23 protein-coding genes and 1 other RNA gene are annotated in these 22,639 nt (G+C 72.9%); 13 read left to right on the top strand and 11 right to left on the bottom strand.

Annotation, left to right across the window (positions count from 1 at the left end; all coding sequences use genetic code 11):
- Positions 1-228 precede the first annotated feature (228 nt).
- The 3 genes from ACIRPT_RS09565 (at position 229) to ACIRPT_RS09555 (ending at position 3,288) form a co-directional block, all read left to right on the top strand.
- Positions 229-996, top strand: coding sequence for an SDR family oxidoreductase (locus tag ACIRPT_RS09565; RefSeq protein WP_403824593.1), 768 nt, complete (start codon positions 229-231; stop codon positions 994-996).
- Positions 997-1,050: 54 nt separating this feature from the next.
- The gene (locus ACIRPT_RS09560) at positions 1,051-1,956 is read left to right on the top strand and encodes a PhzF family phenazine biosynthesis protein (RefSeq protein ID WP_403824589.1); all 906 of its coding nucleotides are present in this window, start codon (positions 1,051-1,053) and stop codon (positions 1,954-1,956) included.
- Positions 1,957-2,274: 318 nt separating this feature from the next.
- Positions 2,275-3,288, top strand: coding sequence for a trypsin-like serine peptidase (locus ACIRPT_RS09555; protein ID WP_403824586.1), 1,014 nt, complete (start codon positions 2,275-2,277; stop codon positions 3,286-3,288).
- Between the two features lie 84 nt (positions 3,289-3,372).
- Here ACIRPT_RS09555 and ACIRPT_RS09550 read toward each other — a convergent pair whose 3' ends face one another.
- Positions 3,373-3,612, bottom strand: coding sequence for a hypothetical protein (locus ACIRPT_RS09550; protein ID WP_403824583.1), 240 nt, complete (start codon positions 3,610-3,612; stop codon positions 3,373-3,375).
- A 174-nt stretch (positions 3,613-3,786) separates the two neighbouring features.
- Positions 3,787-4,050, bottom strand: a complete 264-nt coding sequence (locus ACIRPT_RS09545) for a hypothetical protein (RefSeq protein ID WP_403824581.1) — start codon at positions 4,048-4,050, stop codon at positions 3,787-3,789.
- 710 nt (positions 4,051-4,760) lie between these two features.
- On the opposite strand from ACIRPT_RS09545, the gene ACIRPT_RS09540 reads away from it, so the two are divergent.
- Positions 4,761-4,916, top strand: coding sequence for a hypothetical protein (locus ACIRPT_RS09540; RefSeq protein WP_403824578.1), 156 nt, complete (start codon positions 4,761-4,763; stop codon positions 4,914-4,916).
- Between the two features lie 81 nt (positions 4,917-4,997).
- Here the strand turns inward: ACIRPT_RS09540 and ACIRPT_RS09535 are convergent, their stop codons facing one another.
- Positions 4,998-5,966 carry an NADP-dependent oxidoreductase gene (locus ACIRPT_RS09535; RefSeq protein WP_403824575.1) on the bottom strand — a complete coding sequence of 323 codons (969 nt, stop codon included), beginning with the start codon at positions 5,964-5,966 and terminating at the stop codon, positions 4,998-5,000.
- Positions 5,967-6,094: 128 nt separating this feature from the next.
- Here ACIRPT_RS09535 and ACIRPT_RS09530 point away from each other — a divergent pair, with 128 nt between their 5' ends.
- Entirely contained in the window at positions 6,095-7,075 is a 981-nt protein-coding gene (locus ACIRPT_RS09530) for a GlxA family transcriptional regulator (RefSeq protein WP_403824572.1), read from the top strand.
- Positions 7,076-7,220: 145 nt separating this feature from the next.
- On the opposite strand, the gene rnpB is transcribed toward ACIRPT_RS09530, so the two are convergent.
- Positions 7,221-7,632, bottom strand: an RNA gene (gene rnpB, locus ACIRPT_RS09525) — RNase P RNA component class A.
- 78 nt (positions 7,633-7,710) lie between these two features.
- Between rnpB and ACIRPT_RS09520 the strand changes: the two genes are divergently transcribed.
- Positions 7,711-8,535: a MerR family transcriptional regulator gene (locus ACIRPT_RS09520; protein ID WP_403824569.1), complete on the top strand. Its 825-nt coding sequence runs from the start codon at positions 7,711-7,713 to the stop codon at positions 8,533-8,535.
- Entirely contained in the window at positions 8,532-9,164 is a 633-nt protein-coding gene (locus ACIRPT_RS09515) for a hypothetical protein (RefSeq protein ID WP_403824566.1), read from the top strand. The genes ACIRPT_RS09520 and ACIRPT_RS09515 overlap by 4 nt, the downstream gene beginning before the upstream one ends.
- Here the strand turns inward: ACIRPT_RS09515 and ACIRPT_RS09510 are convergent.
- Positions 9,151-10,635 (bottom strand): RNB domain-containing ribonuclease, encoded by a 1,485-nt coding sequence (locus ACIRPT_RS09510; RefSeq protein WP_403824563.1) that lies wholly within the window; start codon positions 10,633-10,635, stop codon positions 9,151-9,153. The two genes, ACIRPT_RS09515 and ACIRPT_RS09510, sit on opposite strands and share 14 nt — an antisense overlap.
- A gap of 235 nt (positions 10,636-10,870) precedes the next feature.
- Here ACIRPT_RS09510 and yaaA point away from each other — a divergent pair, with 235 nt between their 5' ends.
- Together yaaA and eda are read left to right on the top strand one after the other, a co-directional pair.
- On the top strand, positions 10,871-11,668 hold the full coding sequence (yaaA, locus tag ACIRPT_RS09505; RefSeq protein WP_403824561.1) for a peroxide stress protein YaaA: 798 nt from the start codon (positions 10,871-10,873) through the stop codon (positions 11,666-11,668).
- 80 nt (positions 11,669-11,748) lie between these two features.
- Positions 11,749-12,450, top strand: a complete 702-nt coding sequence (eda, locus tag ACIRPT_RS09500; RefSeq protein ID WP_403824666.1) for a bifunctional 4-hydroxy-2-oxoglutarate aldolase/2-dehydro-3-deoxy-phosphogluconate aldolase — start codon at positions 11,749-11,751, stop codon at positions 12,448-12,450.
- Between the two features lie 86 nt (positions 12,451-12,536).
- Here the strand turns inward: eda and ACIRPT_RS09495 are convergent, their stop codons facing one another.
- Genes ACIRPT_RS09495 through ACIRPT_RS09485 form a run of 3 tightly spaced genes read right to left on the bottom strand, consistent with a single transcriptional unit; the run spans position 12,537 to position 15,337 of the window.
- Complete coding sequence (locus ACIRPT_RS09495) at positions 12,537-13,727, bottom strand: bifunctional RNase H/acid phosphatase (protein ID WP_403824558.1); 1,191 nt, start codon at positions 13,725-13,727, stop codon at positions 12,537-12,539.
- 3 nt (positions 13,728-13,730) lie between these two features.
- The gene (locus ACIRPT_RS09490) at positions 13,731-14,474 is read right to left on the bottom strand and encodes a zinc ribbon domain-containing protein (RefSeq protein ID WP_403824663.1); all 744 of its coding nucleotides are present in this window, start codon (positions 14,472-14,474) and stop codon (positions 13,731-13,733) included.
- Complete coding sequence (locus tag ACIRPT_RS09485) at positions 14,471-15,337, bottom strand: Nif3-like dinuclear metal center hexameric protein (RefSeq protein ID WP_403509231.1); 867 nt, start codon at positions 15,335-15,337, stop codon at positions 14,471-14,473. Before ACIRPT_RS09485 ends, ACIRPT_RS09490 begins: the two co-directional genes overlap by 4 nt.
- Positions 15,338-15,547: 210 nt before the next feature.
- On the opposite strand from ACIRPT_RS09485, the gene ACIRPT_RS09480 reads away from it, so the two are divergent.
- Both ACIRPT_RS09480 and ACIRPT_RS09475 read left to right on the top strand, forming a co-directional pair.
- The gene (locus ACIRPT_RS09480) at positions 15,548-16,993 is read left to right on the top strand and encodes a hypothetical protein (protein ID WP_403824555.1); all 1,446 of its coding nucleotides are present in this window, start codon (positions 15,548-15,550) and stop codon (positions 16,991-16,993) included.
- An 8-nt stretch (positions 16,994-17,001) separates the two neighbouring features.
- A complete protein-coding gene (locus tag ACIRPT_RS09475) occupies positions 17,002-17,169 on the top strand; it encodes a hypothetical protein (protein WP_403509226.1) in 168 nt (55 codons plus the stop codon).
- Between the two features lie 99 nt (positions 17,170-17,268).
- On the opposite strand, the gene ACIRPT_RS09470 is transcribed toward ACIRPT_RS09475, so the two are convergent.
- From ACIRPT_RS09470 to ACIRPT_RS09460, 3 genes are all read right to left on the bottom strand, one after another.
- Positions 17,269-18,240 (bottom strand): 3-oxoacyl-ACP reductase, encoded by a 972-nt coding sequence (locus tag ACIRPT_RS09470; protein WP_403509224.1) that lies wholly within the window; start codon positions 18,238-18,240, stop codon positions 17,269-17,271.
- Positions 18,241-18,347: 107 nt separating this feature from the next.
- Complete coding sequence (locus tag ACIRPT_RS09465; protein WP_403824552.1) at positions 18,348-19,433, bottom strand: Zn-dependent alcohol dehydrogenase; 1,086 nt, start codon at positions 19,431-19,433, stop codon at positions 18,348-18,350.
- A gap of 78 nt (positions 19,434-19,511) precedes the next feature.
- Complete coding sequence (locus tag ACIRPT_RS09460; RefSeq protein ID WP_403824549.1) at positions 19,512-20,387, bottom strand: MaoC/PaaZ C-terminal domain-containing protein; 876 nt, start codon at positions 20,385-20,387, stop codon at positions 19,512-19,514.
- Positions 20,388-20,964: 577 nt separating this feature from the next.
- Here ACIRPT_RS09460 and ACIRPT_RS09455 point away from each other — a divergent pair.
- Together ACIRPT_RS09455 and ACIRPT_RS09450 are read left to right on the top strand one after the other, a co-directional pair.
- On the top strand, positions 20,965-21,906 hold the full coding sequence (locus ACIRPT_RS09455; protein ID WP_403824546.1) for an ABC transporter ATP-binding protein: 942 nt from the start codon (positions 20,965-20,967) through the stop codon (positions 21,904-21,906).
- A complete protein-coding gene (locus ACIRPT_RS09450) occupies positions 21,906-22,634 on the top strand; it encodes an ABC transporter permease (RefSeq protein WP_403824544.1) in 729 nt (242 codons plus the stop codon). Before ACIRPT_RS09455 ends, ACIRPT_RS09450 begins: the two co-directional genes overlap by 1 nt.
- Positions 22,635-22,639 lie beyond the last annotated feature (5 nt).

Genomic DNA, 22,639 nt, shown 5'->3' with positions numbered 1-22,639 from the left:
CCCCCACCCACGGGAGGGGACGGACCGTAGCGGCGAAGCCGTGTAGGGCCGTCACCGCACCCGACAAACCCACGCCCGCCGCAGGCGCAACGGCGCACAACCACCCACGGCGGGAAAGCCAAAGACGCGGCCCAGGCAAAGCGCAGCGGAGAGGCGAGACACCACCCGCGACGGGTCAGCCAACGACGTTCGGCCCAGGCCAAGCGCCAGCGATTACGCTGCGGGGCTATGTCACATCACACCCACAACGGCAAGGTGGCCGTTGTCACCGGCGCCGGTTCCGGTATTGGACGGGCGGTTGCGCGGGAACTGATCGCCGCGGGCTGGCATGTCGTTCTGGCCGGGCGGCGACTGGAGGCCCTGAACGCGACGGCCCGGCAGTCCGGGTCCGACGGCCCCGCGGTCGTGCCGGTGCCCACCGACGTCACCCGGCCCGACGAGGTCGACGCCCTTTTCGCCGCCGTCCGCGACCGCTTCGGCCGTCTGGACCTGCTCTTCAACAACGCGGGCACGTTCGGCAAGGCCGGCCCCCTGGAGGAGCTGTCGTACGACGACTGGCGCGCGGTGGTCGACGTCAACCTCACCGGTTCCTTCCTCTGCGCCCAGGCCGCGTTCCGTGCCATGAAGGAGCAGGACCCGCAGGGCGGCCGGATCATCAACAACGGGTCCATCTCGGCCCATGTCCCGCGTCCGCACTCCATCGCCTACACCGCCACCAAGCACGCCATGACGGGCCTGACCAAGTCCCTTTCCCTGGACGGCCGCCCGTACCGGATCGCCTGCGGCCAGATCGACATCGGCAACGCCGCGACCGAGATGACCGGCCGGATGCAGACCGGCATCCTCCAGGCGAACGGCACAACGGCGGTCGAGCCGGTGATGGACGCCGCGGATGTCGCCCGTACGGTGCGGCACATGGCCGAGCTGCCGCTGGAGGCGAATGTCCAGTTCGCGACGGTAATGGCGACCAACATGCCGTACATCGGGCGTGGCTGAGTCCGCCTCCGCCGACGGCGGGAATAGCCGGGCGGAGCGTCGCGTTCCCCCGGCATGACAGAGGACAACGCCACCCAGCACGCCGCCCGGACCGCCCCGGAGGTCCTGCGCTACACCGCCTTCTCGACCAGCCCCGAGGGCGGCAATCCGGCCGGCGTCGTCCTCGACGCCACCGGCCTGGACGACGCCGCGCAGCTCGCCATAGCGGCCGGGCTGGGCTACTCGGAGACGGCGTTCCTCACCCCGCCGCCCGAGGGTCTGGGCGGCGAGCCGGGCCGTGCCTTCACCATTCGCTACTTCAGCCCGCTCGCCGAGGTGGCGTTCTGCGGTCATGCGACGGTCGCCACCGCCGTCGCCCTCGCCGAGCGGATCGGCCCCGGCGACCTGATCTTCGCGACCCAGGCGGGCCCGGTCCCGGTCACCGTCCGCGAGGAGTCCGGCGTCCTCCAGGCCACCCTCACCAGCGTCGAACCCCACGTCAAGGACGTCACCGACGCCGACCTCACCGAGGCCCTGGACGCCCTCGACTGGCCCGCCTCCGACCTCGATGCGGCCCTGCCGCCCCGGATCGCCTTCGCCGGCAACAACCACCTGGTCCTCGCCGCCGCCACCCGCGACCGCCTCGCCAAGCTCGACTACGACTTCGACCGCCTGGCCGCCCTGATGCACCGCCTCGATCTGACCACCCTCCAGTTGGTCTGGCGCGAGTCGGAGTCGGTCTTCCACGTCCGCGACCCGTTCCCGGTGGGCGGCGTCATCGAGGACCCGGCAACGGGCGCCGCCGCGGCCGCGTTCGGCGCGTACGCCAGGGAGTTGGGCCTGGTCGAGGAGCCCGCCACGCTGACGCTGCACCAGGGGCACGACCTGGGACGGCCGGGCCTGCTGACGGTGGAGCTGCGGGCGGGGGACCCGCGGTCGCACGTCAGCGGGACGGCGACGGTTCTCGGGGAGGACGACTGAACGGGGAGCGGGGAGGCGGCCGGAAGCCTTTCGGCCCACGTCCGGACCTGCCCGCCGACCGCATCGCGTAGGGCCGCTCATCACGCCGTCGGGCTCGCCGCGGAGGCCACTGGCTTCCGCGGCGGGCCCGGCCCCCTTCACGGCGCCGGTAACGGCCCTCGCGCGGCCCCTTACCTCACGCGCCTTCCGGTGACACCCTTCTGCATGCGCATGCCATGACTCGGTCGTGGCGGCTGTGCCTGTCGTGCCTCGCATGGCTGCCGTGCCTGTCATGCCCTTCCCTTCCCTTCCCTTCCCTTCCGGCAGAAGGAGTCACGCGTGAGCCGCGCCCCCGGAAACGCCCCCGTCCCCGGAACCCCCCGCAGCCGCCGTATCGCCCGCCCCGCCACCGGCGCCCTGATAGCCCTCGGCACCCTGTTCGCCTCGGGCCTCCAGACCGGTGCCGCCGGCGCCTCCGCGCAGCCCTCCCCCGGCGCCTCCCGGTCCGGCCTCGCCTCCTACTGGACGCCGCAACGGATGCGCGCGGCAACCCCGTTGGACCTGCCACCGCTCACCCCGGGCGCCCTCACCAAGGCCGTGCGCCACGGCGCCGAGCGGCTGGTGAAGCCCACCCGGCCCGCGCCGCCCGGGCTCGAGGCGCTCAAGGGCGTCCTCCCGGGGACCGGCGGGCCCTGGACCGGCGGCGGCGCGCACGTCAAGACCACCGGGCGGGTGTTCTTCACCTACCAGGGCCGCCAGGCTTCCTGCTCCGGCGACGCCGTCACCAGCGCGAACAAGAGCACGGTGATCACGGCGGGGCACTGCGTGAAGCTGGACGGTGCCTGGCACACCAACTGGGTCTTCGTCCCCGGCTACCACGACGGCCAGGCCCCCTACGGGAAATGGGCGGCCGCCAACACGCTCTCCACTCCCCAGTGGACGAAGAGCGAGGACATCAACTACGACGTCGGCGCCGCGGTCGTCGCCCCGCTGGACGGCAAAAAGCTCACCGATGTCGTCGGCGGCCAAGGACTCGCCTTCAACTCCGGCTACCACAAGACGATGTACGCCTTCGGCTTCCCGGCCGCCGCGCCGTACGACGGCAGCAAGCTCATCTACTGCAGCGGCATCACCCTCCAGGACCCGCTGCTGTCCAAGGACCACGGCCTGCCCTGCAACATGACCGGCGGCTCCAGCGGCGGCCCCTGGTTCACCTCGTTCAACGAGTCCACCGGCACCGGTCTGCAGTCCTCGGTGAACAGCTTCACCTACCAGTTCCTGCCGGACACCATGTTCGGCCCGTACTTCGGCGACGACGCCAAGGACCTCTACACCAAGGCCCAGTCGGCCTGATCCGCGGCCGTCGCGCGCGGGGCCGTACGACGCCCGTCGGACCGGGGACCGACCGGCCCGACGCCGGACGGCCCCGCGCCCCGCTCATCCCAGCGGGGCATCCACCCACGCGATCAGCGCCGACAGCGTGACGACGATCGCCACCAGCATGCCGAACACCAGCAACGGCCGCGCGTGGTGGACGAATTGCCGTCCGCGCCCGGCACCCCGCCCGGACGCCCGCGGATGCGCGCGCAGGCCCGCGCCCCGGCCGCCGCTCCGCAGCCCCAGCGCCCAAGCGATCCGCCGTTTCCAATAGACCAGCCGGTAGTAGTGCTTGAGCACCGCATCCCCCGCACGTTTTTTCGAATGAAATCCGTACGAGGGTACTGGCGCCCCCGGACCCGCGGGCCCGACGACGGCAAGCCTGAGCCCGCCGGCGGCCGGTACGGCCATCGGCGGGCTCGACCGCGAGGGAACGGGGCCGCGGCCGTCGGGGCCCGGCCGCGGGCGGGCCGCCTACCAGCCGCCGCCCTGCTCCCCCTGGTCCTCCCACCAGCCGTCGCGGCAGACGCGGCCCTCGGGGTCGCGGTCGCCCTCCGCGTAATCCCCGTACCCCGTCGTCTCACCGTTGGGGCCCTGACCCCAGCTGGTGTAGTAGTACCGGCACCCCTGACCCTGCACCTGCGCCTGCGCCTGCGCCGCCTGAGCGGCGGGCACCGCCGCCAGCCCGGCCCCCAGCACCATCAGCCCGGCAATCGCGGCACGCGTCAGCTTTCCCATGAACCAGCCTTTCCCTGCACCGGTGGCCGGACTTTTCCGTCCGGCGCGAAGAAATTCCGGAGAGGCCGTAAAATCCACCCCACAGAGGGCGGGCACAAGAAATTCATCACCCCCCGCGCGGAAAACCGGACCCCTCCGGAACGCCGTCAGATTAGCCCGCGGCGCGGACGGCGCAGCATTACCCGATCGGACGAGTTTGACCGGCGGCAACATGGAGCATAAAGGGACAAACTAGGCCGTGACCAGGGGCGATGCAGACCGGAAACATCGAGACGAGCGAGCCCCGACGTCGCACTTCCCCCACCCCACCGCCCATTTCACGCCTTTTCTCTCGACGCCGGAACGCACCCCTTCCGCGCCGCGGCCGATATCCCGGGCACCGACACAATTTCCGGTCGCCTCGCTTTCCCGCAACGGCCCGCAACTCCGAAGGAAGGAATGGCGAGGACCCGCAAGGCATCACACGCAGAAAACCCGTCAGCCGACGGAAGCCGAGAACGGACCGGCCCAACACCGCAGCCCCCGCGCGGCAGTTGAGACCACCCCGCGGTGCGGACACCACCCCGGGTGATTTCACAAACGCACAATCACGTAGGGTGGTCCGGTGCGAGGGAGCCCACACCGGCCTTCCGGCGACCAACCTCCGGCCGGTGAGGGCTTCCTGCGTGGAACCCGCTGTCGCTTCTCGCGCTCACGAAAGGGGACTCCCCATGCAGTCTACGGAAGCTCACCCGCCACCCCCGCCCCACGCCGGCCGGTGGCGCGGCTACCGCCGGCTCGCGGCCACCAACTTCGTCCGCGGCGCCTCGTACGCCTGCGGCACGGCGGTCATCGGCCTCGTGACGTGGTGGGTGCAGAACCGCTGACCCACGGGCCCGGCCGCTCCGCTCCCACGACGCGGCCGGGCGCCACCGACGGCACTCCGGCCGCGCCTCCGCGATGGCGGGTCAAGGGGTGACCGAGAGGACGATCTTGCCGGTGGTGCGGCCGGTCTCACCCGACGCATGGGCCCGGTCGGCCTCTTCGAGGGGGAAGACCTCGTCGACGATCACGCGCAGGCGGCCGGCCTCGACCAGGGCGGCGATCTCGCGCAACCCGGCATGGTCGGGCTCGACGAGCATGAACACCGCCCGTACTCCGGCCGCTTCGGCCTCCTTCACGGGGAAGGTGTCGTCCGGCGGCACGATCGAGATCAGCGTGCCGCCCGGCCGCAGCGTGCGCAGGGAGCGGGCCCAGATGGGGCCGCCGAGGGAGTCCAGGACGACATCGACGTCGCGGAGGGTCTCGGCAAAGTCCTGGGTGCGGTAGTCGATCAGCTCGTCGGCGCCCAGCGAGCGCAACAGCTCGTGCTTGGCGGCGCGGGCCGTGCCGATGACGTAGGCGCCGCGGGCCTTGGCGATCTGCACGGCCAGATGGCCGACTCCCCCGGCGGCCGCGTGGATCACCACGCGCTGGCCGGGCCGGACGTTCGCGGTGTCCACCAGGGCCTGCCAGGCGGTCAGCGAGGCCAGCGGCAGGGCGCCGGCCTCGATGTGGGTGAGCCCCTGGGGGCGCGGGGCGAAGTGCCGGGCGGGGGCGGCGACATACTCGGCATAGGCACCCGCCGGGTGCGGGAAGCGCGGCATCCCGAACACCGCGTCGCCGGCCTGAAAGAGCGTCACCCCCTCGCCGGCCGCCTCGACCACCCCGGCGACATCGAAGCCCAGCGTGAACGGCGGCCGGGCGCCATTGGCGAACACGCCCCGCTCGCGGATCTTCCAGTCGGCCGGGTTCACGCCCGCCGCATGCACCCGGACCAGGATCTCGCCCCGGCCCGGGACCGGACGCCGCGCCTTGATGACCTTGAGGACGTCCGGTGCTCCGGCAGCGTCCTGAGAGAGGGCGCGCATGATCGCGGGGGTGGTGGCCTGATCCATGGTGACGTGCTCTTTTCTGCCGATTGTTCCGTGTGGTGTGCGCCCATTTCCTTGGCACGTCCTCACGATGCTCGGGCGGAGGGACCCTCAGTAGTGGCCCGATGGTCAAAGGATGAAAGGATCGGGTCATGCACCGTGTGGGCGTTCTGGCGCTGGATGGCGTGGTCCCCTTCGAACTCGGCATCCCCGCGCGGATCTTCGGCGCCGCCCGCGACACCACGGGCAACCAGCTCTACTCCGTGGCCACATGCAGCGTCGACGGCCGTCCCGTCCGCGCCGAGGCCGACTACCAGCTCACCGTCTCCCACGACGCCTCCCTGCTGGCCACCGTCGACACCGTCGTCATCCCGCCCTCCCATGCGCTGGGCCCCATCCGCGAAGCGGGGCGCCTGCCCGAGACCTTGCGCAAGGCTCTGGCTGCCATCCGCCCCGGAACCCGGATGGTGGCGATCTGCACCGGCACTTACGTGCTGGCCGCTGCCGGACTGCTCGACGGCCGCCCCGCCACCACACACTGGCGCGAAGCCGACCGCCTGCAGCGCATGTTCACCACCGCGCGCATCGACCCCGACGTCCTCTTCGTCGACGACGGCGACATCCTCACCTCCGCCGGGGTGGCCGCCGGCATCGACCTGTGCCTGCACATCGTCCGCCGCGACCACGGCAGCGACATCGCCAACGAGGTCTCCCGCTCCTGCGTCGTGCCGCCCTGGCGCGACGGCGGCCAGGCCCAGTACATCCGGCGCCCCGTCCCCGACCCCACCGCCGCCGGCACCGCCCCCACACAGGCCTGGGTCATGGAACGCCTCGCCGAACCCGTCACCCTGGCCGACATGGCCGCCCACGCCAACGTCAGTGTCCGTACCTTCACCCGCCGCTTCCGGGACGAGGTCGGCACCAGCCCCGGCCAGTGGCTCATCCGCCGGCGCGTCGACCGGGCCCGGCATCTGCTGGAGACCACCGACTGGCCCGTCGACCTGGTCGCCCACCGCGCCGGATTCGGCACCGGCGTCTCCCTGCGCCAGCACCTTCATGCCGCCCTCAAGGTCACACCCCAGGCATACCGCCGCACCTTCCGCCCCACAGCCGCCGACGGTTCGGCGCGCTAGCGCGAGCGGTGCAGTGGCACGCAGCGCCTGCACGGCCGTGCAGGGAAAGGGAAGGTGATGGGGAAGGCGAGAGGAAGGCGAAGAGACCCCGGCGATTCCGGATCATGAAAATGGCCTCCTCCCCGCAGGTCAGAGGCTCAGGCGGCGGACGAGTCGGCCTGTACGCCGGGTTCTGTCTCCCCCGGTCCTTGCGGGCCGAGGGGAGGCGGCCATCCATCTAGGGCTGCCGTTGCCGACAGCCTCGTGCGGTCTACCCGCGGACTCGGGCGGGCAGCCCTCGGTCGTCCGCGCAGAGTCGTCATGCCTTCCGGAATGACGGCCCCTCTTGACCTTGCTCCGGGTGGGGTTTACCTAGCCCTCCGAGTCACCTCGGAGGCTGGTGGTCTCTTACACCACCGTTTCACCCTTACCGGAGGCCGAAGCCTCCGGCGGTCTGTTTTCTGTGGCACTGTCCCGCGGGTCACCCCGGGTGGGCGTTACCCACCACCCTGCCGTGTGGAGCCCGGACGTTCCTCGGGGAGACCAGAAGGTCTCCACGCGGCCGCCCGGCCGGCTCGTCCGCCGTGCCGACCATGCTACCCGGCGCACCGGGACGGCTTGACCTTGTCGCGACGGCAACGTTTCTACTGGGTCCCATGAGGATCGGAGAACTCGCAGGTCTGGTCGGCGTCAGCACCCGCGCCGTGCGGCACTACCACCACCTCGGGCTGCTGCCCGAGCCCGAACGCCGCGCCAACGGCTACCGGGATTACGGGCTGCGGGACGCGGTCGCGCTCGCGCGGCTGCGGCGGCTGACGGAGCTGGGTCTCGGGCTGGACGAGGTGCGGGACGTACTCGCCGACGATTCGGGGCGCGAGCTGCACGAGGTGCTGGCCGAGCTGGATGCGGACCTGGCCCGCCAGGAGGCGGAGATCGGGGCGCGGCGGGCCCGGCTGGCCGCGCTGCGACGGCAGGCGGAGGAGCACGGCGGGCTGCCCGCGGAGGGCCCGGTGTCGGACGAACTGGCCGCGCTCTTCGGGGAGATGGCACGTACGTCGGCCGCGCGTCCGGGTCCGGAGCCCGCGATGGCGGCGAAGGAACGGGAGGTGCTGGCGCTGCTCGAGTCCACAGCGGGCGGCGCGGCGGACGGCGCGGCGGGCAAGCGGATGGTGGAGCTGCTCGGGGAGGCGAGCGCGGCGCCGGGGGCGATGGAGCGGACGTACGAGGTGTACGGGCTGCTCGATGCGCTGGCGGAGGCCGCGCCGGACGATCCCCGGGTGGCAGGGGCCGCGCAGGCGCTCGCCGGCTGCATCCCGGACGCGGTGATCGCCGGGATCGGCGAACAGCAGTGGGTGCGGGCGGGCGGGGAGGGCGCGGCGGCGGCGGAGGGGTTCCTCGCGGCGTACTACGCGCACTTCGCGCCCGCGCAGGCGGAGGCCGTGCGGCAGGCGATCCGGCTGCTGGCGGAGCGTGCGCGGTGAGCCGGGGCGGGGCGCTGCACCGGATGGCCGCCCATGAGGCCCGGTGGCTGGCCGGCCTGGTGTGGTGGGCGGCGCGGCGGCGGATCGGGGTGGGTGCGGGCGAGCGGGCCCTGGCGTACGCGGCGGGGCAGTCGGCGTTCGTGTACGCGCTGACGTTCGTGTGCGGGGTGGAGACCGCCGGGGTGAGCGTGCTGCTCGCGGACCATCCGGTGCCGCATGCGGTGATGCTGGTCGTCGATGTCTACACGGTGCTGATGATGCTGGGGTTCCAGGCGGCGGCGGTCACCCGGCCGCATGTGCTCGGGGCGGACACCGTGCTGCTGCGGGCCGGTGCCCGGATGGAGATACGGGTCCCGCTGGCGGCGATCGTCTCGGTGCGTCAGGAGCTGCGGTCCGCCCACGACGGCAAGGGCGCGGACGGGGCCGTGGCGATGTCCGTCGGCGGGCAGACGTCCGTGACGCTGGAGCTGGCCGAACCGGTCGTTGCCGTACGGCTGTCGGGGCGGCGGGAAGCGGTGCGTACGGTGCGGTTCCACGCCGATGATGCGCGGGGCGCGGCGGCGGCCATCCGGGCGGCGGTCCGGGACCGGTCCGCCGCCGGGGATCCGGCCGCGGTCAGGCAGGGGTGAAGCGGACCGGGGCGCGGCCCGGGTCGGCGGCGGTCAGACGGACCTGGATGCGGTGGCCGAGGGGCAGGTCCGGGCCGTCGGGGGCGGATTCGATGCGGCCGATGACGGCCGGGTCGTAGAGGTGGACGGTGCCCTGGGTGGCGTCCTCCTGCTCGGTCTCGACCACCAGGCCGTCGAAGATCTCGCCCACCCGGTCGTGCAGCAGCGCCGCCTCCACCAGGTCGACGCAGGCCCGCTCGACCCGGTTGGCGTGCTGGGTGCCGGTCTCCATCTCGCGCGGCAGGACGTCCAGCGCGCCGCGGACCCAGTCGGCCGGTGCGGTGCCGGCCGAGGCGGCCAGGCACAGCTCGGAGGTGTAGCGGTCGACGAGTCGTCGCAGCGGCGCGGTGGCGTGCGCGTAGGGGGCGGCGACGGCGGCGTGCTGCGCGGCGGCGGCGGTCGGCGGGGCGCCGTCGAAGGCGGTGTAACCGGCGCCGCGCAGCAGGGTGGTGCACTCCTGGAGGAAGGCCGCGTGGGTGGCGCGGCGCGGGTCGAGGGTGCGGATCAGGGCGGCGTAGGACGTGTGGTGGGGCCAGTCGACACCGAGGGCGCGGGCGGTCAGCCGGAGGCGGGCCACGGAGCCGTCGGGGGCGAGGGGCAGCGTACGGAGGATGCCGGTGCCGGCGGCGAGCATCAGCTCGGCCGCGGCCATGCCGGTGAGCAGGGAGATCTGGGCGTTCCAGCCGTCCGCCGGGAGGGGCGCGCGGTAGGCGAGGGTGTAGCGGCCGCCTCGTTCGACGATCTGCTGCTCGGGGACGTTGAGGGAGATCGCGCCGCGGGCGGTCTCCAGTTCCTCCCGCAGCAGGCCGATCTCGCGGAGCAGGGCGAGCGGTTCCTCGGCGGTCTTGTCGTCGATGACCCGCTGGACTCCCGCGTAGTCGAGCCGGGCGCGGGAGCGGACCAGGGCGCGGCGTACGGAGGTGGCGGTCAGGGCGCCCTGCGCGTCGAGGTCGTGCTGCCACAGGACGGCCGGGCGGTCCTGGTCGGGCAGCAGGCTGGCGGCGCCTTCGCTGAGGGTGTGCGGGTGCAGCGGGACCCGTTCGTCGGGGAAGTAGAGGGTGGCCACGCGGTGGTGCGCCTCGGCGTCGAGGGCGCCGCCGGGGGTGACGAAGGAGGCCACGTCGGCGATGGCGTAGTGGATGCGGAAGCCGCCGCCGGGCCGCCGGGCCAGGAACATGGCCTGGTCGAGGTCGAGGGAGCCGGGCGGGTCGATGGTGAAGAGGGGGAGGTCGGTGGCGTCCTCGAGGGTGTGCTCGGTCGCCACTGCGCCGTCGGCGGCCGGGATGCGCGGGGCACGGGCGGCGCTCTCCGCCTCGGCCTGGGCCGTGGGCGGGAAGTGGTCCGGGATCTCCAGCTGTGCACGCAGGTCATGCAGCGCGGCGCGCAGCGGGGCCTCGGCAGCGTCGGTCACATGCATATGGCGACGGGGCATATAACCGAGCGTATGGCGGCCCGGCGCCCGTGGCGCGGTGTGATCGTCCGCCCAGCGCTCGGGGGCTGCCGGCGCCGTGTGGTCGTCCGCCGTGGGCGGGCGCGTTTCCCGGGTGGGTCCCTTCTCGCCGGTGAGGCCTTTCTCGCCGCTTGAGCGCGTTCTCCGGCCGCGGGCCGCAGGCCATACGCTTTCCCGGGGCCGCACCCCCGCCCGTACCGCCGTGAAGGAGAACACCGTGCTCGTGCTGTTGCCGCCGTCCGAGGGGAAGGCCGCGGGGGATACCGGGCCGACGCTGGACGTGGGATCGCTGTCGCTGCCGGGGCTGAACGCGGCGCGTGAGGCGGTGCTGGAGGAGCTCGTCGAGCTGTGCGCGGCGGATGAGGCCAAGGCCCAGGAAGTGCTCGGGCTCAGCCAGGGACTCAAGGGCGAGATCGCCAAGAACGCCGGGTTGCGGGCGGCGGGGACGCGGCCGGCCGGGGAGATCTACACCGGGGTGCTCTACGACGCCCTGGGGCTGGCTTCCTTGGACGGGCGGGCGCGGCAGCTGGCCGAGGAGTCGCTGCTGGTGTTCTCGGGGCTGTGGGGCGCCGTACGGATCGGCGACCGGATTCCGTCCTACCGCTGCTCTATGGGCGTGAAGCTGCCGGCGCTGGGTGCGCTGGGCGCGTACTGGCGGGCGCCGATGGCCGAGGCGATGCCGGAGGCTGCCGGGGACGGCCTGGTGCTCGATCTGCGGTCGGCGGCGTATGCGACGGCGTGGAAGCCCAAGGGCGAGGTCGCGGGGCGGACCGCCACGGTGCGGGTGCTGCAGTCGAAGATCGTGGACGGGGTCGAGAAGCGCTCGGTGGTCAGCCACTTCAACAAGGCGACCAAGGGCCGGCTGGTCCGGGACCTGCTGAGCGCGGGGCTGCGGCCGGCGGGTCCGGCGGAGCTGGTGGAGGCGCTGCGCGGGCTCGGTTATGCGGTGGAGGCCGAGGCCCCGGCCAAGGGCGGCAAGGCGTGGGCCATCGATGTGATCGTGACGGAGCTGTAGGACGGCCCTATCGCGGCGGCCCACCTCCGAGATTGCAACATGCGCAACGCTCGTTGCGAGGAATGGTCGATGGGCGCACCATGGGCGGCGTGACCAGCGCCGCCTCCACACCCGTGCCCGCCTCCTCCCCCAAGCTCTCCACTCCGGTCGGGCAGGGGGGAATCCCGTCCTCGGTTCTCGGGCTCGCCCCCGTCATCCCGGTCGTCGTGCTGGAGGACGCCGCCGATGCCGTACCGCTCGCCCGCGCGCTCGTCGCGGGCGGGCTGCCGGCGATCGAGGTGACCCTGCGGACGCCCGCCGCGCTGGATGCCGTCCGGGCCATCGCCGACGAGGTCCCGGACGCGGTGGTCGGTGCCGGCACCCTGCTCGCGCCCGAGCATGTCGAGGCGGCCCGCGCGGCCGGTGCCCGCTTCCTGGTCAGTCCCGGCTGGTCGCCGCGGCTGCTGGGTGCGATGAAGGACTCCGGGGTGCCGTTCCTGCCGGGCGTCTCGACGGTCTCGGAGGTGGTGACCCTGCTCGACGAGGGCATCACCGAGCTGAAGTTCTTCCCGGCCGAGGCGGCGGGCGGGGCGCCCTACCTCAAGTCGCTGGCCTCCCCGCTGCCCCGGGCCCGCTTCTGCCCGACGGGCGGGATCACCCTGGCCTCGGCGCCCTCGTACCTGGCCCTGCCGAACGTGGGCTGCGTCGGCGGCACGTGGATGCTCCCGGCCGATGCGCTGGCCGCGAAGGACTGGGGCCGGGTCCGGCAACTCGCCCGGGAGGCGGCACGGTTGGCGGCCTGAGCCGGCAGCGACAGGCGGCCCGTACGGATAAGGGCCCGGGGTGTCGGACGTCCGATACCCCAGGCCCCTTCCCGTATGCGGGACGCCTACCGCAGATGCGCCGTCTCGTTCAGCAGCCGCAACGACGCGTTGCCGTCCGCGTAGTACGCCACCGCCGACAGCGACGCCGCCGACAGCTCCATACGGAACAGCGACTCGGGCGGGGCGCCCAGCGCCAGCCGGACCAGGGTCTTGATCGGCGTGACATGGGTGACCAGCAGGACGGTCTTGCCCGTGTACCGGGCGATCAGCTTGTCGCGGGCGACCGAGACCCGGCGGGCGACCGTGGCGAACGACTCGCCGCCACCGGTGGGTGCCGCCTTGGCGGAGCCGAGCCAGGCGTCGAGGTCCTCGGGGAAGCGCTCGCGCACCTCGGCGAAGGTCAGCCCCTCCCACGCCCCGAAGTCCGTTTCGCGCAGGCCCTCTTCGATACGGACCTCCAGGCCGAGCCGGGCGGCGACCGCCCCGGCCGTCTCCCGGCAGCGCCGCAGCGGGGAGCTGACGACGGCCTGGACCGTGCCCCGGGCGGCGAGCGCGGCGGCGGTGGCCTCGGCCTGGCGGCGGCCGACGGCGGAGAGTTCGGGATCGCCGCCGCCGCTGCCGGAGAACCGCTTCTCGGGGGTCAGCGCGGTCTCGCCGTGCCGGAGCAGGACGAAGGTGGCGGGCACACCGAGGTCGGGGGCGCCCCAGCCGGCCTGCGGGCCCGCCGCCTCTGTCGCCTCGGCGGCCTCAGCGGCCTCCGCGGCTTCGTCGGCGGCCCGCGCGGCGGCGCTGCGGGCGGGCGCGGCGAGCGCCGCCGTGGAGTCGCGGGGCTCCCACTGCTTGCCGTTCTTGCCCGCGTCCATCGCCTCGTTGGCGAGCCGGTCGGCGTGCTTGTTCTTCGCCCGGGGGATCCACTCGTAGGTGACCCGGTCGGGCGGGAAGACCTTTTGCGCCGCGGCGGCCAGCGGCTTCATGTCCGGGTGCTTGATCTTCCAGCGGCCCGACATCTGCTCGACGACGAGCTTGGAGTCCATCCGTACGTGGACGGTGGCCTCGGGGTCCAGGGCGTGCGCGGCGCGCAGCCCGGCCACCAGGCCCTTGTACTCGGCGACGTTGTTGGTCGCCGTGCCGATGAACTCGGCGGCCTCGGCCAGCGCCTCGCCGGTCGCCGGGTCGAGGACCACCGCGCCGTAGCCGGCGGGCCCCGGGTTGCCCCGGGAGCCGCCGTCCGCCTCGACGATGAACTCCGACGCCATGGCCTACAGGCCCGAGTCGGGCGTGCGGACCAGGATGCGGGTGCAGTTCTCACACCGCAGGACGGTGTCGGGGGCGGCCGCCCGCACGTCGTTGACCTCGGTGATGTTGAGCTCCAGGCGGCAGCCCTCGCAGCGGCGCTGGAAGAGGCGGGCCGCGCCGACGCCGCCCTCCTTGGCGCGGATCTTGTCGTAGAGCTTGAGGAGGTCGGCCGGGATGTCGGCGACGGTCAGCTCGCGCTCCTTGGTGACCGTGTCGCGCTCGGCGTCGATCTCGGCGTTTGCGGCGTCCCGGCGGGCGGCGGCGTCATCGACCTTGGCCTGGATGGCCTCGACCCGCGCGGTGAGCTCGGTGACCCGCTCCTGGGCGGCCTCGCGGCGCTCCATGACCTCGAGGACGACGTCCTCCAGGTCGCCCTGCCGCTTGGCGAGCGAGGTCAGTTCGTGCTGGAGGTTCTCCAGGTCCTTGGGGGAGGTGACGGCTCCGGAGTCCAGGCGCTTCTGGTCGCGGGCGGCGCGCTGGCGCACCTGGTCCACGTCCTGCTCGGCCTTGGTCTGCTCGCGGCTGGTGTCGCTCTCCTCGGTCTGCGCGGCGACGAGCAGGTCGCGCTGCTGGGTGAGGTCGGCCTCCAGGGTCTGCAGCTCGGCGAGCTCGGGCAGGTTGTTGCGCCGGTGCGCGAGCTGGGTGAGCCTCACGTCCAGGGCCTGGATGTCGAGGAGGCGGATCTGGTCGGCGGGCGCGGCGTTCAGCGGGGGGCTCCTGTGGTGTTCGTCGGGGCGGTGAAGGGGGCGGACGCCGCGTGGGCGGTCCAGGGGTCGGTGACCGTACGGGAGACATGCGTGCGCAGGCCCCAGCCGTTCCGGTCGGAGACCGCGTCGAGCTGTGCCGCGGCCTGCTCGCACCACGGCCATTCGGTGGCCCAGTGGGCGGCGTCGAGCAGTGCCAGCGGAGTCTGCTGGGTGGCCTCGGAGGCCGGGTGGTGGCGCAGGTCGGCGGTGAGGAAGGCATCCACACCGGCCGCCCGTACGTCGTCGAAGAGGCTGTCGCCGGAGCCGCCGGAGACGGCGACCGTCCGGATCTCGCGGTCCGGGTCGCCGGCCGCCCGGATGCCCTGCGCGGTGGCCGGCAGCCGGGCCGCGGCGTACGAGGCGAAGTCGGCCAGCGTCATCGGGTGCGCCAGCTCGCAGATCCGGCCCAGGCCGCGACGGCCGGCCGGGTCGCTCGCGTCCGGCACCAGCGGGCCGAGGATGCGCAGGTCCAGGGCGCCGGCCAGGGCGTCGGAGACACCGGGGTCGGCGGTGTCGGCGTTGGTGTGCGCGACATGCAGCGCGATGTCGTTCTTGATCAGGGTGTGCACGGCCTTGCCCTTGAAGGTCGAGGCCGCGACCGTCGTCGTACCGCGCAGATAGAGCGGGTGGTGGGTGACGAGGAGGTCGGCGCCGAGCTGCACCGCCTCTTCGACGATTTCCTGGACCGGGTCGACGGCGAACAGCACGCGGCGGACCTCCGCGGAGGGGTCTCCGCAGACCGTGCCGACGGCGTCCCACCCTTCGGCCCGCTCGGGGGGCCAGAGGGCGTCGAGCGCGGTGAGGACTTCAGACAGTACGGGCACGGGTGGAAGGTTACCTCCCGGCTGTGACAGGGCGCGGGGCCGCGGCCCCGGCGGGCACATCATCGGGCCGTCGCCCACGAAGCACAACCACCCCGCCCATGACCGGCGAACCGGACAACCGCCACCCTTATGCGTGAAGTGTGGCAACTCGCGTTGATCGGCCGGAAGTGCGAAAACTACCGTCGCTTCCTGACTGGAGGTGACCACTCGATGACGATCTGTGCCACTGAGGGTGCCACGGCGCTCGGAAGCCCGCACCGCGCGGCGCTGACGATCGCCGCCGACGGCTCGTACGCCGCCCGGCTCGCCCGTCACGACGACGCCGCCGGGAGCCGGTTTCCGGAGCGCTGGACGCTGAGCGGACCCGAGCCGTACGCCGTACCACTGCCCGGCAGCCAGCCGGAGGAGCCGGACAGCGAACTGCTCCCGCTCGCCGACGGCCGGGTACTGATCCTGCGCCGGATCGCCGACCGCTTCGCGCTCTCCCTGCTCTACCCGACGGGCCCCGGGACCGGCGAGCTCCTGCTGGGCACCGTGACGGCACCGGAGCTGACCCTGCTGCCGCCCGCGCCGGGCGGCATGCTCGGCTACGCCCTGGCGCCCGGCGAACGCGGCACCGAGCTGTGGCGGGTGCACGGCGGAGCGCACGGCCCCGAGCGGGTCACCGAGATCCCGGGCCGCTGCACGGGCGGCGTCTGGCTGGATCGCGACGGTCGGCTGCTGGCCCTGGACCAGGAGCTGACGGGCCGGACGAAGACCGTGGTACTCGACCTGGCGCGGGGCGGCGGGGCCAGCCCGCTGCTGCAGATCACCGAGGACAGCAACGACCGCCTCCTGATGGCCGATCCGGACAGCGGACTGCTGCTGCTGAGGTCGGACGCCCCCGGGCACGACCGGATGGGCTGGGGCGTGCTCGGCAGCAGCCTGCCGGTGCGCTTCCCCGAATGCCTGCGTCCGGCGGAAGGTTTCGTCACGCCGTTCGCCGTGCAGCCGGGCCGGATGCCGATGCCGGAGAGCTGCGCGGTGGCGTTCCGGATCGACACCGCGCACGGGCCGCGGCTGGGCGTGTGGCAGCCGTCGGGGCGGCGGTTGCGGCAGCTTCCGGCGCCGGAGGGGTGGCTGGCGGGGACGGGTCTGTGGACGGCGGGCGGCGAGCTTCTGCTGCCCTGCGAGACGGCTGCGCGGCCGTGCGGGGTGGCACGGATGGCCGTACCGCTGGAGCCCGTACCGGGCAGGGTTTCGGCAACAGGGGCTGCGGGGGCGGTCCCGGCCCCACGGACGGCGGAGGACCCGGGTGCGGGTACGGGGCCGGGGTCCGGCTACCCCGTGGAGATCGCGGCGGGGAGCGAGGGCGGGATTGTCCCGGATGCTGGGGATGCCGACATCGGCTCCACACCATCTGCACAACTTCCCGACGGCGGCGCGGAACCGCCCGGCATCCCCGCGCATCCCCACATGTGCAGGCCAGTACCCCTGCAGCAGGCACCCCTGGCGGCCCCGGAGGCCCGGTGGAGCGCTATTTCCCGCCAAGTTAGAATTCCGTCGGGGGCTACGCAGCCGGTTGACCCGGCCACCGACAGTTCCGCTTGGGGCAATCCCCTGCGGTTTCTGGGGGAGGTCCCGACGCGTACAGCTGTAAGCGATCTGACGGAGTGACTCTTTTCATGTCCGAAGCCCGAACCGACACGACCGAAGCGCGCCCCCACGAGGGGTCCGCCCAGGCCGCCGAGGCGGCAAGCTCCGGCAGGCACCGTGGCCCGGCCGCCACGGAGGACAGCCAGGCCGATGTGCATGGCCGGCATCGCCGGGAGAAGCAGATCCAGGGCGCGTGATCGCGCCCGGTCCGGACCGGCGATTTTCCGCCACTCGGACGGACAACGGCAGTGGCCGCCGCCCCTCTTCACGGGGACGGCGGCCACTGCCGTTATGGGTCACCCGTGTTTGAGGCCCAGCACCTCGGCCGCCGCGAACGTCTCGTTCGGCGGGCGCTCCGCGTAGTACGGCGTGAGCACCCCGTCGAGCTCCTCGAAGCTGAAGACGTCCTTCGCGGTGTCGAACTTCGCGGCGATCCTGGGGCGTTCGGCGATGGCCACCATGCCGCCGTGGACGACCAGCAGCTGGCCGTTGACCTTGGCCGCGGCCGGTGAGGCCAGATAGCCGACGAGCGGCGAGACATGCTCGGGGGCGAGCGCGTCCAGCGTGCTCTCCCCCGGCTCCCCGCCGCCCTGGAATGCCGGGATGCCGGCGAAGACGTCCTCGGTCATCCGCGTGCGGGCGCGCGGGCAGATGACATTGGCGGTCACGCCGTACTTGGCCAGCGCCAGCGCCGTGGAGGTGGTGAGCCCGACGATGCCTCCCTTGGCCGCGGCGTAGTTGGGCTGGCCCGCCGAGCCCGCGAGGAATGCCTCTGACGAGGTGTTGACGATCCGCCCGTAGACCGGACCGCCGGCCGCCTTGGAACGTGCGCGCCAGTGGACGGCGGCGAAGTGGGTGGTGTTGAAGTGCCCCTTGAGGTGGACGCGGATGACCGAATCCCATTCGTCCTCGCTCATGGAGAACACCATCCGATCGCGGAGAATGCCCGCGTTATTGACCAGGATGTCCAGTTTCCCGTAGCGGTCGACGGCCAGTTGGACCAGCGCACGGGCCTGCTCGAAGTCGGCGACATCGCCGAGGTGAGCCTCGGCCCGGCCGCCCGCCGCCCGGATCTCGGCGGCCACCTCCTCGGCGGGGGCGGCGGATGCCTCGCCGGTGCCGTCCCGGCCCGGCTGCCCGAAGTCGTTGACGACTACGGCGGCACCGAGACGGGCGAGTTCGAGGGCCTCCGCGCGTCCCAGGCCGCGGCCGGCACCGGTGACGATCGCGGTCAGGCCGTCAAGCGGCAGTGGCAGTGGCTGTGCCATTACTGTCCTCTCCTTGGCAAACGGGGTGCGTCGGATCTCTGGGCTGGTGAGCGGCGTTCCGGTGAGCTGCGGGCCGGCGGCTCAGGGGGCGGCCGGCCCTTCCGGCGTCAGATCTCTATGCAGGTGCGCAGCGCGGTGCCGGAGCGCATCTGGTCGAGGGCGTCGTTGATCTCGGCGAGCTGGACGCGGTGGGTGATCATGCCCTCGAGGTCGATGCGGCCGGCCCGCCACAGGGCGATGGCCCGCTCGTAGGAGCGCAGCACGTCCCCGCCCCCGTAGAGCGAGGGCAGGATCCGCTTCTCGTCGAAGAACAACTCGAACATGTTGACCTGGAAGGTGTCGTCCATCGCGCCCGCGCCGACCACGCACAGGGTGCCGCCGCGCCGGGTCATCTCGTAGGCGGTGCGGGCGGTGGCGGACTTGCCGACCACCTCGAAGACGTAGTCGAAGCCCTCCCCCGCGGTGACGCGCTGCTTGGCGTCGGCGAGTTCGTCGGGGGCGACGGCCTCGGTGGCGCCGAAGCGGAGTGCCGCCTCGCGGCGTGCGGCGACCGGGTCGACGGCGATGATCTGCGCCGCACCGCAGGCCTTCGCGCCCTGGATGGCAGAGATGCCGACGCCGCCGCAGCCGATCACGGCGACGGAGGAAGCGGCCGCCACCTCGGCCGTGTTGATGGCGGCGCCGAGCCCGGTGGTGACGCCGCAGCCGATCAGCGCGGCGATCTCGTACGGGACGTCGTCCGGGATCGGGACCGCGCAGTTGGCGGCGACCACGACCTCCTCGGCGAAGGTGCCGGTCCCGGCGAAGCCGAAGACGTCGGAGGGGCTGCCTCCGGCGCGCTTGAAGTTGGGGGTACCGGCGTTCATGAATCCGGCCAGGCACAGATGCGTCTGGCCGCGCTTGCAGGACGCACAGGTGCCGCAGGCGGGCAGCCAGCACATCAGGACGCGGTCGCCCTGGCTCAGGCCCGTGACGCCGTCGCCGACGTCGAGGATCTCCCCGGCGCCCTCGTGCCCGGGGACGAAGGGCGCGGGCTGCGGCAGGACTCCGTTCATCGCGGAGAGGTCGGAGTGGCACAGCCCGGTGGCCCGCACCCGCATCCTGACCTTGCCGGGGCCGAACCCCACGGCCTCGATGTCGTCGAGGACTTCGAGCTTGTCCTGTCCTGTCTCGTGCTGTACGGCTGCGCGCATGTCACGGCTCCTTCCGGGTTGCGGGCTGCCCCCTGGGGCCGCGGGTCGTCCCCAGGGGTGCGCGGGTTGTCCCCTGGGCTAGCTGTGCTCGACGACCGTGTCCGCCAGGACCGGCGCATCGTCCCGGTCGGCCGCCGTGACCGACACCTGCGTCCGGCCCTCGCCCTCCCACATGCGGATGCGCAGCGTCTCGCCCGGGAAGACGACGCCCGCGAAGCGCGTGGTGTACGAGCGGACGCGCCCGACATCGCCGCCGAGCACGGTGTCCACGACGGCCTTGAGGGTGACGCCGTACGAGCACAGCCCGTGCAGGATCGGCCGGTCGAAGCCGGCGAGCTTGGCGAACTCGGGGTCGGCGTGCAGCGGGTTCCAGTCGCCGGAGAGGCGGTAGAGCAGGGCCTGGTCCTCTCGGATGAGCCGTTCGGTGGTGCGGTCGGGGGCGCGGTCGGGGAGTTCGAGGCGGACGGAGGGGCCGCGGTCGCCGCCGAAGCCGCCCTCGCCACGGACGAAGATCTGGGTGTCGCAGGTCCACAACGGGCCTTCGTCGTCGGCCACTTCGGAGCGCAGCACGATGACGGCCGCTTTCTGCTTGTCGTAGACCGCCGGGACGGTGGAGGTCTGGGTGGCGCGGCCGCGCACCGGGATGGCGCGGTGGACGGTGACGGTCTGGCCGCCGTGCAGGACGGCGGCGAGGTCGACGTCGATACCGGGGGCGGACAGTCCGCCCGCGACCGCCATGCCGCCGCCGGCGACGGTGGCGAAGCTGGGCAGGACCTGCAGGGCGCTCTCGAGGGTGTAGCGCAGTTCGTCGGGGTCGGTGGCGGGATGGGGCTTGTCGGGGGTGGCGGCGCCGGCGCCGATGCCGAGGTGGTAGAGCTGGATGTCCTTGTGGTCCCAGGCGAGTTCGGTGGTCCGCGGCTCGGCGGAAGTGGCCTTGGCGGCGTCGATGGGCATGGGGCGGTCGCTCCTTCACCACGGGGGTGCACGGTGGGAAGACCCCGGCCCGGCCGTCCGCACCGTCGGCCGTGCCGGGGTCGTTTCGGGTCGGCCCGGCGGCGTTCGGCCGGTGTGCCGCCGGGGTGCCGACGACGCCCCGGCAGTGCGCCGACGGCGGGCCGGCGGGCTTCCGCCGGGCGCGGTCGGAGTCCCGTCGGGGTCCGTCGGGCTCCGTCGGAGTCCCGTCGCAGGCCCGTCAGGCTTCCGGCGGGCTTCCGCCCGGCCGGTGCCGGATTGCGGCGGACTCCCGTCGGCACACTTCTAGAACGCGTTCTAGCCGATGGCCTCATATATAGCCCATCCACCCGGCACTCGGAAGACCCCTGACGCGTTGTCAGGCCGGGGGTGGCTGACCAGTGCCCCTGACACGCATTCGGATGCCCCCGACGCGCATCGGGGTGCCCCCGACACGCACTCCGCCCACCGATGACATTTGTCAGGGCCGATCCCACACATTCGAATCTGCCGCCCCGTCGCGACTCTCCGTAATGTCGGGGACAGGAAAACGACGGGGAGGTCGGACATGACGTCGGGCATGACACGAACGGCAGGACCGGTGAACGCGGCACGGGCGACGGGCGCCGCCGCGGCGGTGGGATTCACGGGGGTGACCCGGAGTTACGGCGCGGTCCGTGCCGTTCAGGGGATGGACCTGGAGATCGGCACGGGCGAGACGGTGGCGCTCCTCGGGCGCAACGGCGCCGGGAAGTCCACCGCCATCAATATGCTGCTGGGTCTGCTGCCGCCCAGCTCGGGAACGGTACGGCTGTTCGGCGCCGAGCCCGAAGCGGCGGTGCGGGCGGGCAGAGTGGGCGCGATGCTCCAGGACGGGAAGCCCATTCCAAGGGTCACCGTCCGCGAACTGATCGGCTTCGTCGCCTCGACGTACCCGCACCCCATGGACGTCACCGAGGCCCTGGAGCTGGCGGGCCTGGGCGAATTCGCGGGGCGGCGCGTGGACAAGCTGTCCGGCGGGCAGGCCCAGCGGGTCCGCTTCGCGGTGGCGCTGGCCGGCAATCCGGAGCTGCTGGTGCTCGACGAGCCGACCGCGGCGCTGGACGTCGAGGCGCGCCGCGCCTTCTGGCGCTCGATGCGGGCCTATGCGCGGCGCGGCAACACCATCCTCTTCTCCACGCACTATCTGGAGGAGGCGGACGACAACGCCGACCGGATCGTGGTGATCGACGGCGGCCGGGTGGTGGCCGACGGCAGCGGCGAGGCGATCAAGCGGCGGGCCGGCGGATCGCTGGTGTCGTTCGACCTCGCGGGCGCGCCGTCCGAGCCCCTGCCTGGCCTGCCCGGTGTGAGCTCCGTGGAGATACGGGGCGACCGCGCGCTGCTGCGTACGGCGGACTCCGACGCGACGGTCGTGGCGCTGGCCGGGCTCGGTCTCGTACGCGGCCTGCAGGTCGCCCCCGCCAGCCTGGAGGACGCCTTCCTCACCCTCACGGCCCCGTCCCAGAAGGAGATCGCGTAATGCTCGGCTACATCCGCCTCGAAGTCCGCCGCACGCTCCGCGACAAGAGCTTTGTCATCTTCGGCATCGGGATGCCGGTGCTGATGTATCTGCTGATGACCAACATCGGCGCGGGCCCGGGCGGCGCGGGCATGGAATGGAAGATCGCCTCGATGGTCGGGATGGCCGCGTACGGCGCGCTGGGCGCTTCGATCGGCACGGGTACCGGCGTCGCAGAGGACAAGCACCTGGGCTGGCTGCGGCAGCTGCGCATCACCCCGCTCAGCCCGATACGGGTCGTGGTGGCCCGGGGGCTGACCAGCACGGTGACGGTGCTGCCCGCGATCGCCTCCGTGCTGCTGGTGGGCGCGCTGGTCAACGGCGTCCGGATGCCCGGCTGGCAGTGGGCCGCCCTGACCGTACTGCTGTGGGTGGGCACCGCGCCCTTCACCCTGCTCGGCCTCGGCAACGGCTACCGCCTCTCCTCGCAGTCCACCGGAGTGGTCAACACCGGCTGCATGCTGCTGCTCTCGATCATCGGCGGCCTCTGGTTCCCCGCCGAGCTGTTCCCCGGCTGGCTGCGCTCCCTGTCCTCCTGGACACCGGGCAACCGCTTTGCCGAGCTCGGCCAGAGCGTCACCCAGGGCGGCGCCCCGGGCCTGGACACGGTGGCGGTCCTGGCCGCCTGGCTGGCACTCTTCGGCGGATACGCGGTGTACGCGTACCGTCGGGCCGCACGGACGGTGTGACCGAC

This window comes from Streptomyces sp. NPDC101227, assembly GCF_044767545.1.
Taxonomy (GTDB): Bacteria; Actinomycetota; Actinomycetes; order Streptomycetales; family Streptomycetaceae; genus Streptomyces.
The sequence above is the reverse complement of the archived record's forward strand: the minus strand, read 5'-3'. Positions and strand labels throughout refer to the sequence as shown.

Coding starts and splice junctions, on each gene's coding strand:
- ACIRPT_RS09565 (WP_403824593.1), top strand. CDS start 229: ATGTCACATCACACCCACAACGGCAAGGTGGCCGTTGTCACCGGCGCC.
- ACIRPT_RS09560 (WP_403824589.1), top strand. CDS start 1,051: ATGACAGAGGACAACGCCACCCAGCACGCCGCCCGGACCGCCCCGGAG.
- ACIRPT_RS09545 (WP_403824581.1), bottom strand. CDS start 4,050: ATGGGAAAGCTGACGCGTGCCGCGATTGCCGGGCTGATGGTGCTGGGG.
- ACIRPT_RS09540 (WP_403824578.1), top strand. CDS start 4,761: ATGCAGTCTACGGAAGCTCACCCGCCACCCCCGCCCCACGCCGGCCGG.
- ACIRPT_RS09535 (WP_403824575.1), bottom strand. CDS start 5,966: ATGGATCAGGCCACCACCCCCGCGATCATGCGCGCCCTCTCTCAGGAC.
- ACIRPT_RS09530 (WP_403824572.1), top strand. CDS start 6,095: ATGCACCGTGTGGGCGTTCTGGCGCTGGATGGCGTGGTCCCCTTCGAA.
- ACIRPT_RS09520 (WP_403824569.1), top strand. CDS start 7,711: ATGAGGATCGGAGAACTCGCAGGTCTGGTCGGCGTCAGCACCCGCGCC.
- ACIRPT_RS09510 (WP_403824563.1), bottom strand. CDS start 10,635: ATGCCCCGTCGCCATATGCATGTGACCGACGCTGCCGAGGCCCCGCTG.
- eda (WP_403824666.1), top strand. CDS start 11,749: ATGGGCGGCGTGACCAGCGCCGCCTCCACACCCGTGCCCGCCTCCTCC.
- ACIRPT_RS09495 (WP_403824558.1), bottom strand. CDS start 13,727: ATGGCGTCGGAGTTCATCGTCGAGGCGGACGGCGGCTCCCGGGGCAAC.
- ACIRPT_RS09480 (WP_403824555.1), top strand. CDS start 15,548: ATGACGATCTGTGCCACTGAGGGTGCCACGGCGCTCGGAAGCCCGCAC.
- ACIRPT_RS09475 (WP_403509226.1), top strand. CDS start 17,002: ATGTCCGAAGCCCGAACCGACACGACCGAAGCGCGCCCCCACGAGGGG.
- ACIRPT_RS09470 (WP_403509224.1), bottom strand. CDS start 18,240: ATGGCACAGCCACTGCCACTGCCGCTTGACGGCCTGACCGCGATCGTC.
- ACIRPT_RS09465 (WP_403824552.1), bottom strand. CDS start 19,433: ATGCGCGCAGCCGTACAGCACGAGACAGGACAGGACAAGCTCGAAGTC.
- ACIRPT_RS09460 (WP_403824549.1), bottom strand. CDS start 20,387: ATGCCCATCGACGCCGCCAAGGCCACTTCCGCCGAGCCGCGGACCACC.
- ACIRPT_RS09455 (WP_403824546.1), top strand. CDS start 20,965: ATGACACGAACGGCAGGACCGGTGAACGCGGCACGGGCGACGGGCGCC.
- ACIRPT_RS09450 (WP_403824544.1), top strand. CDS start 21,906: ATGCTCGGCTACATCCGCCTCGAAGTCCGCCGCACGCTCCGCGACAAG.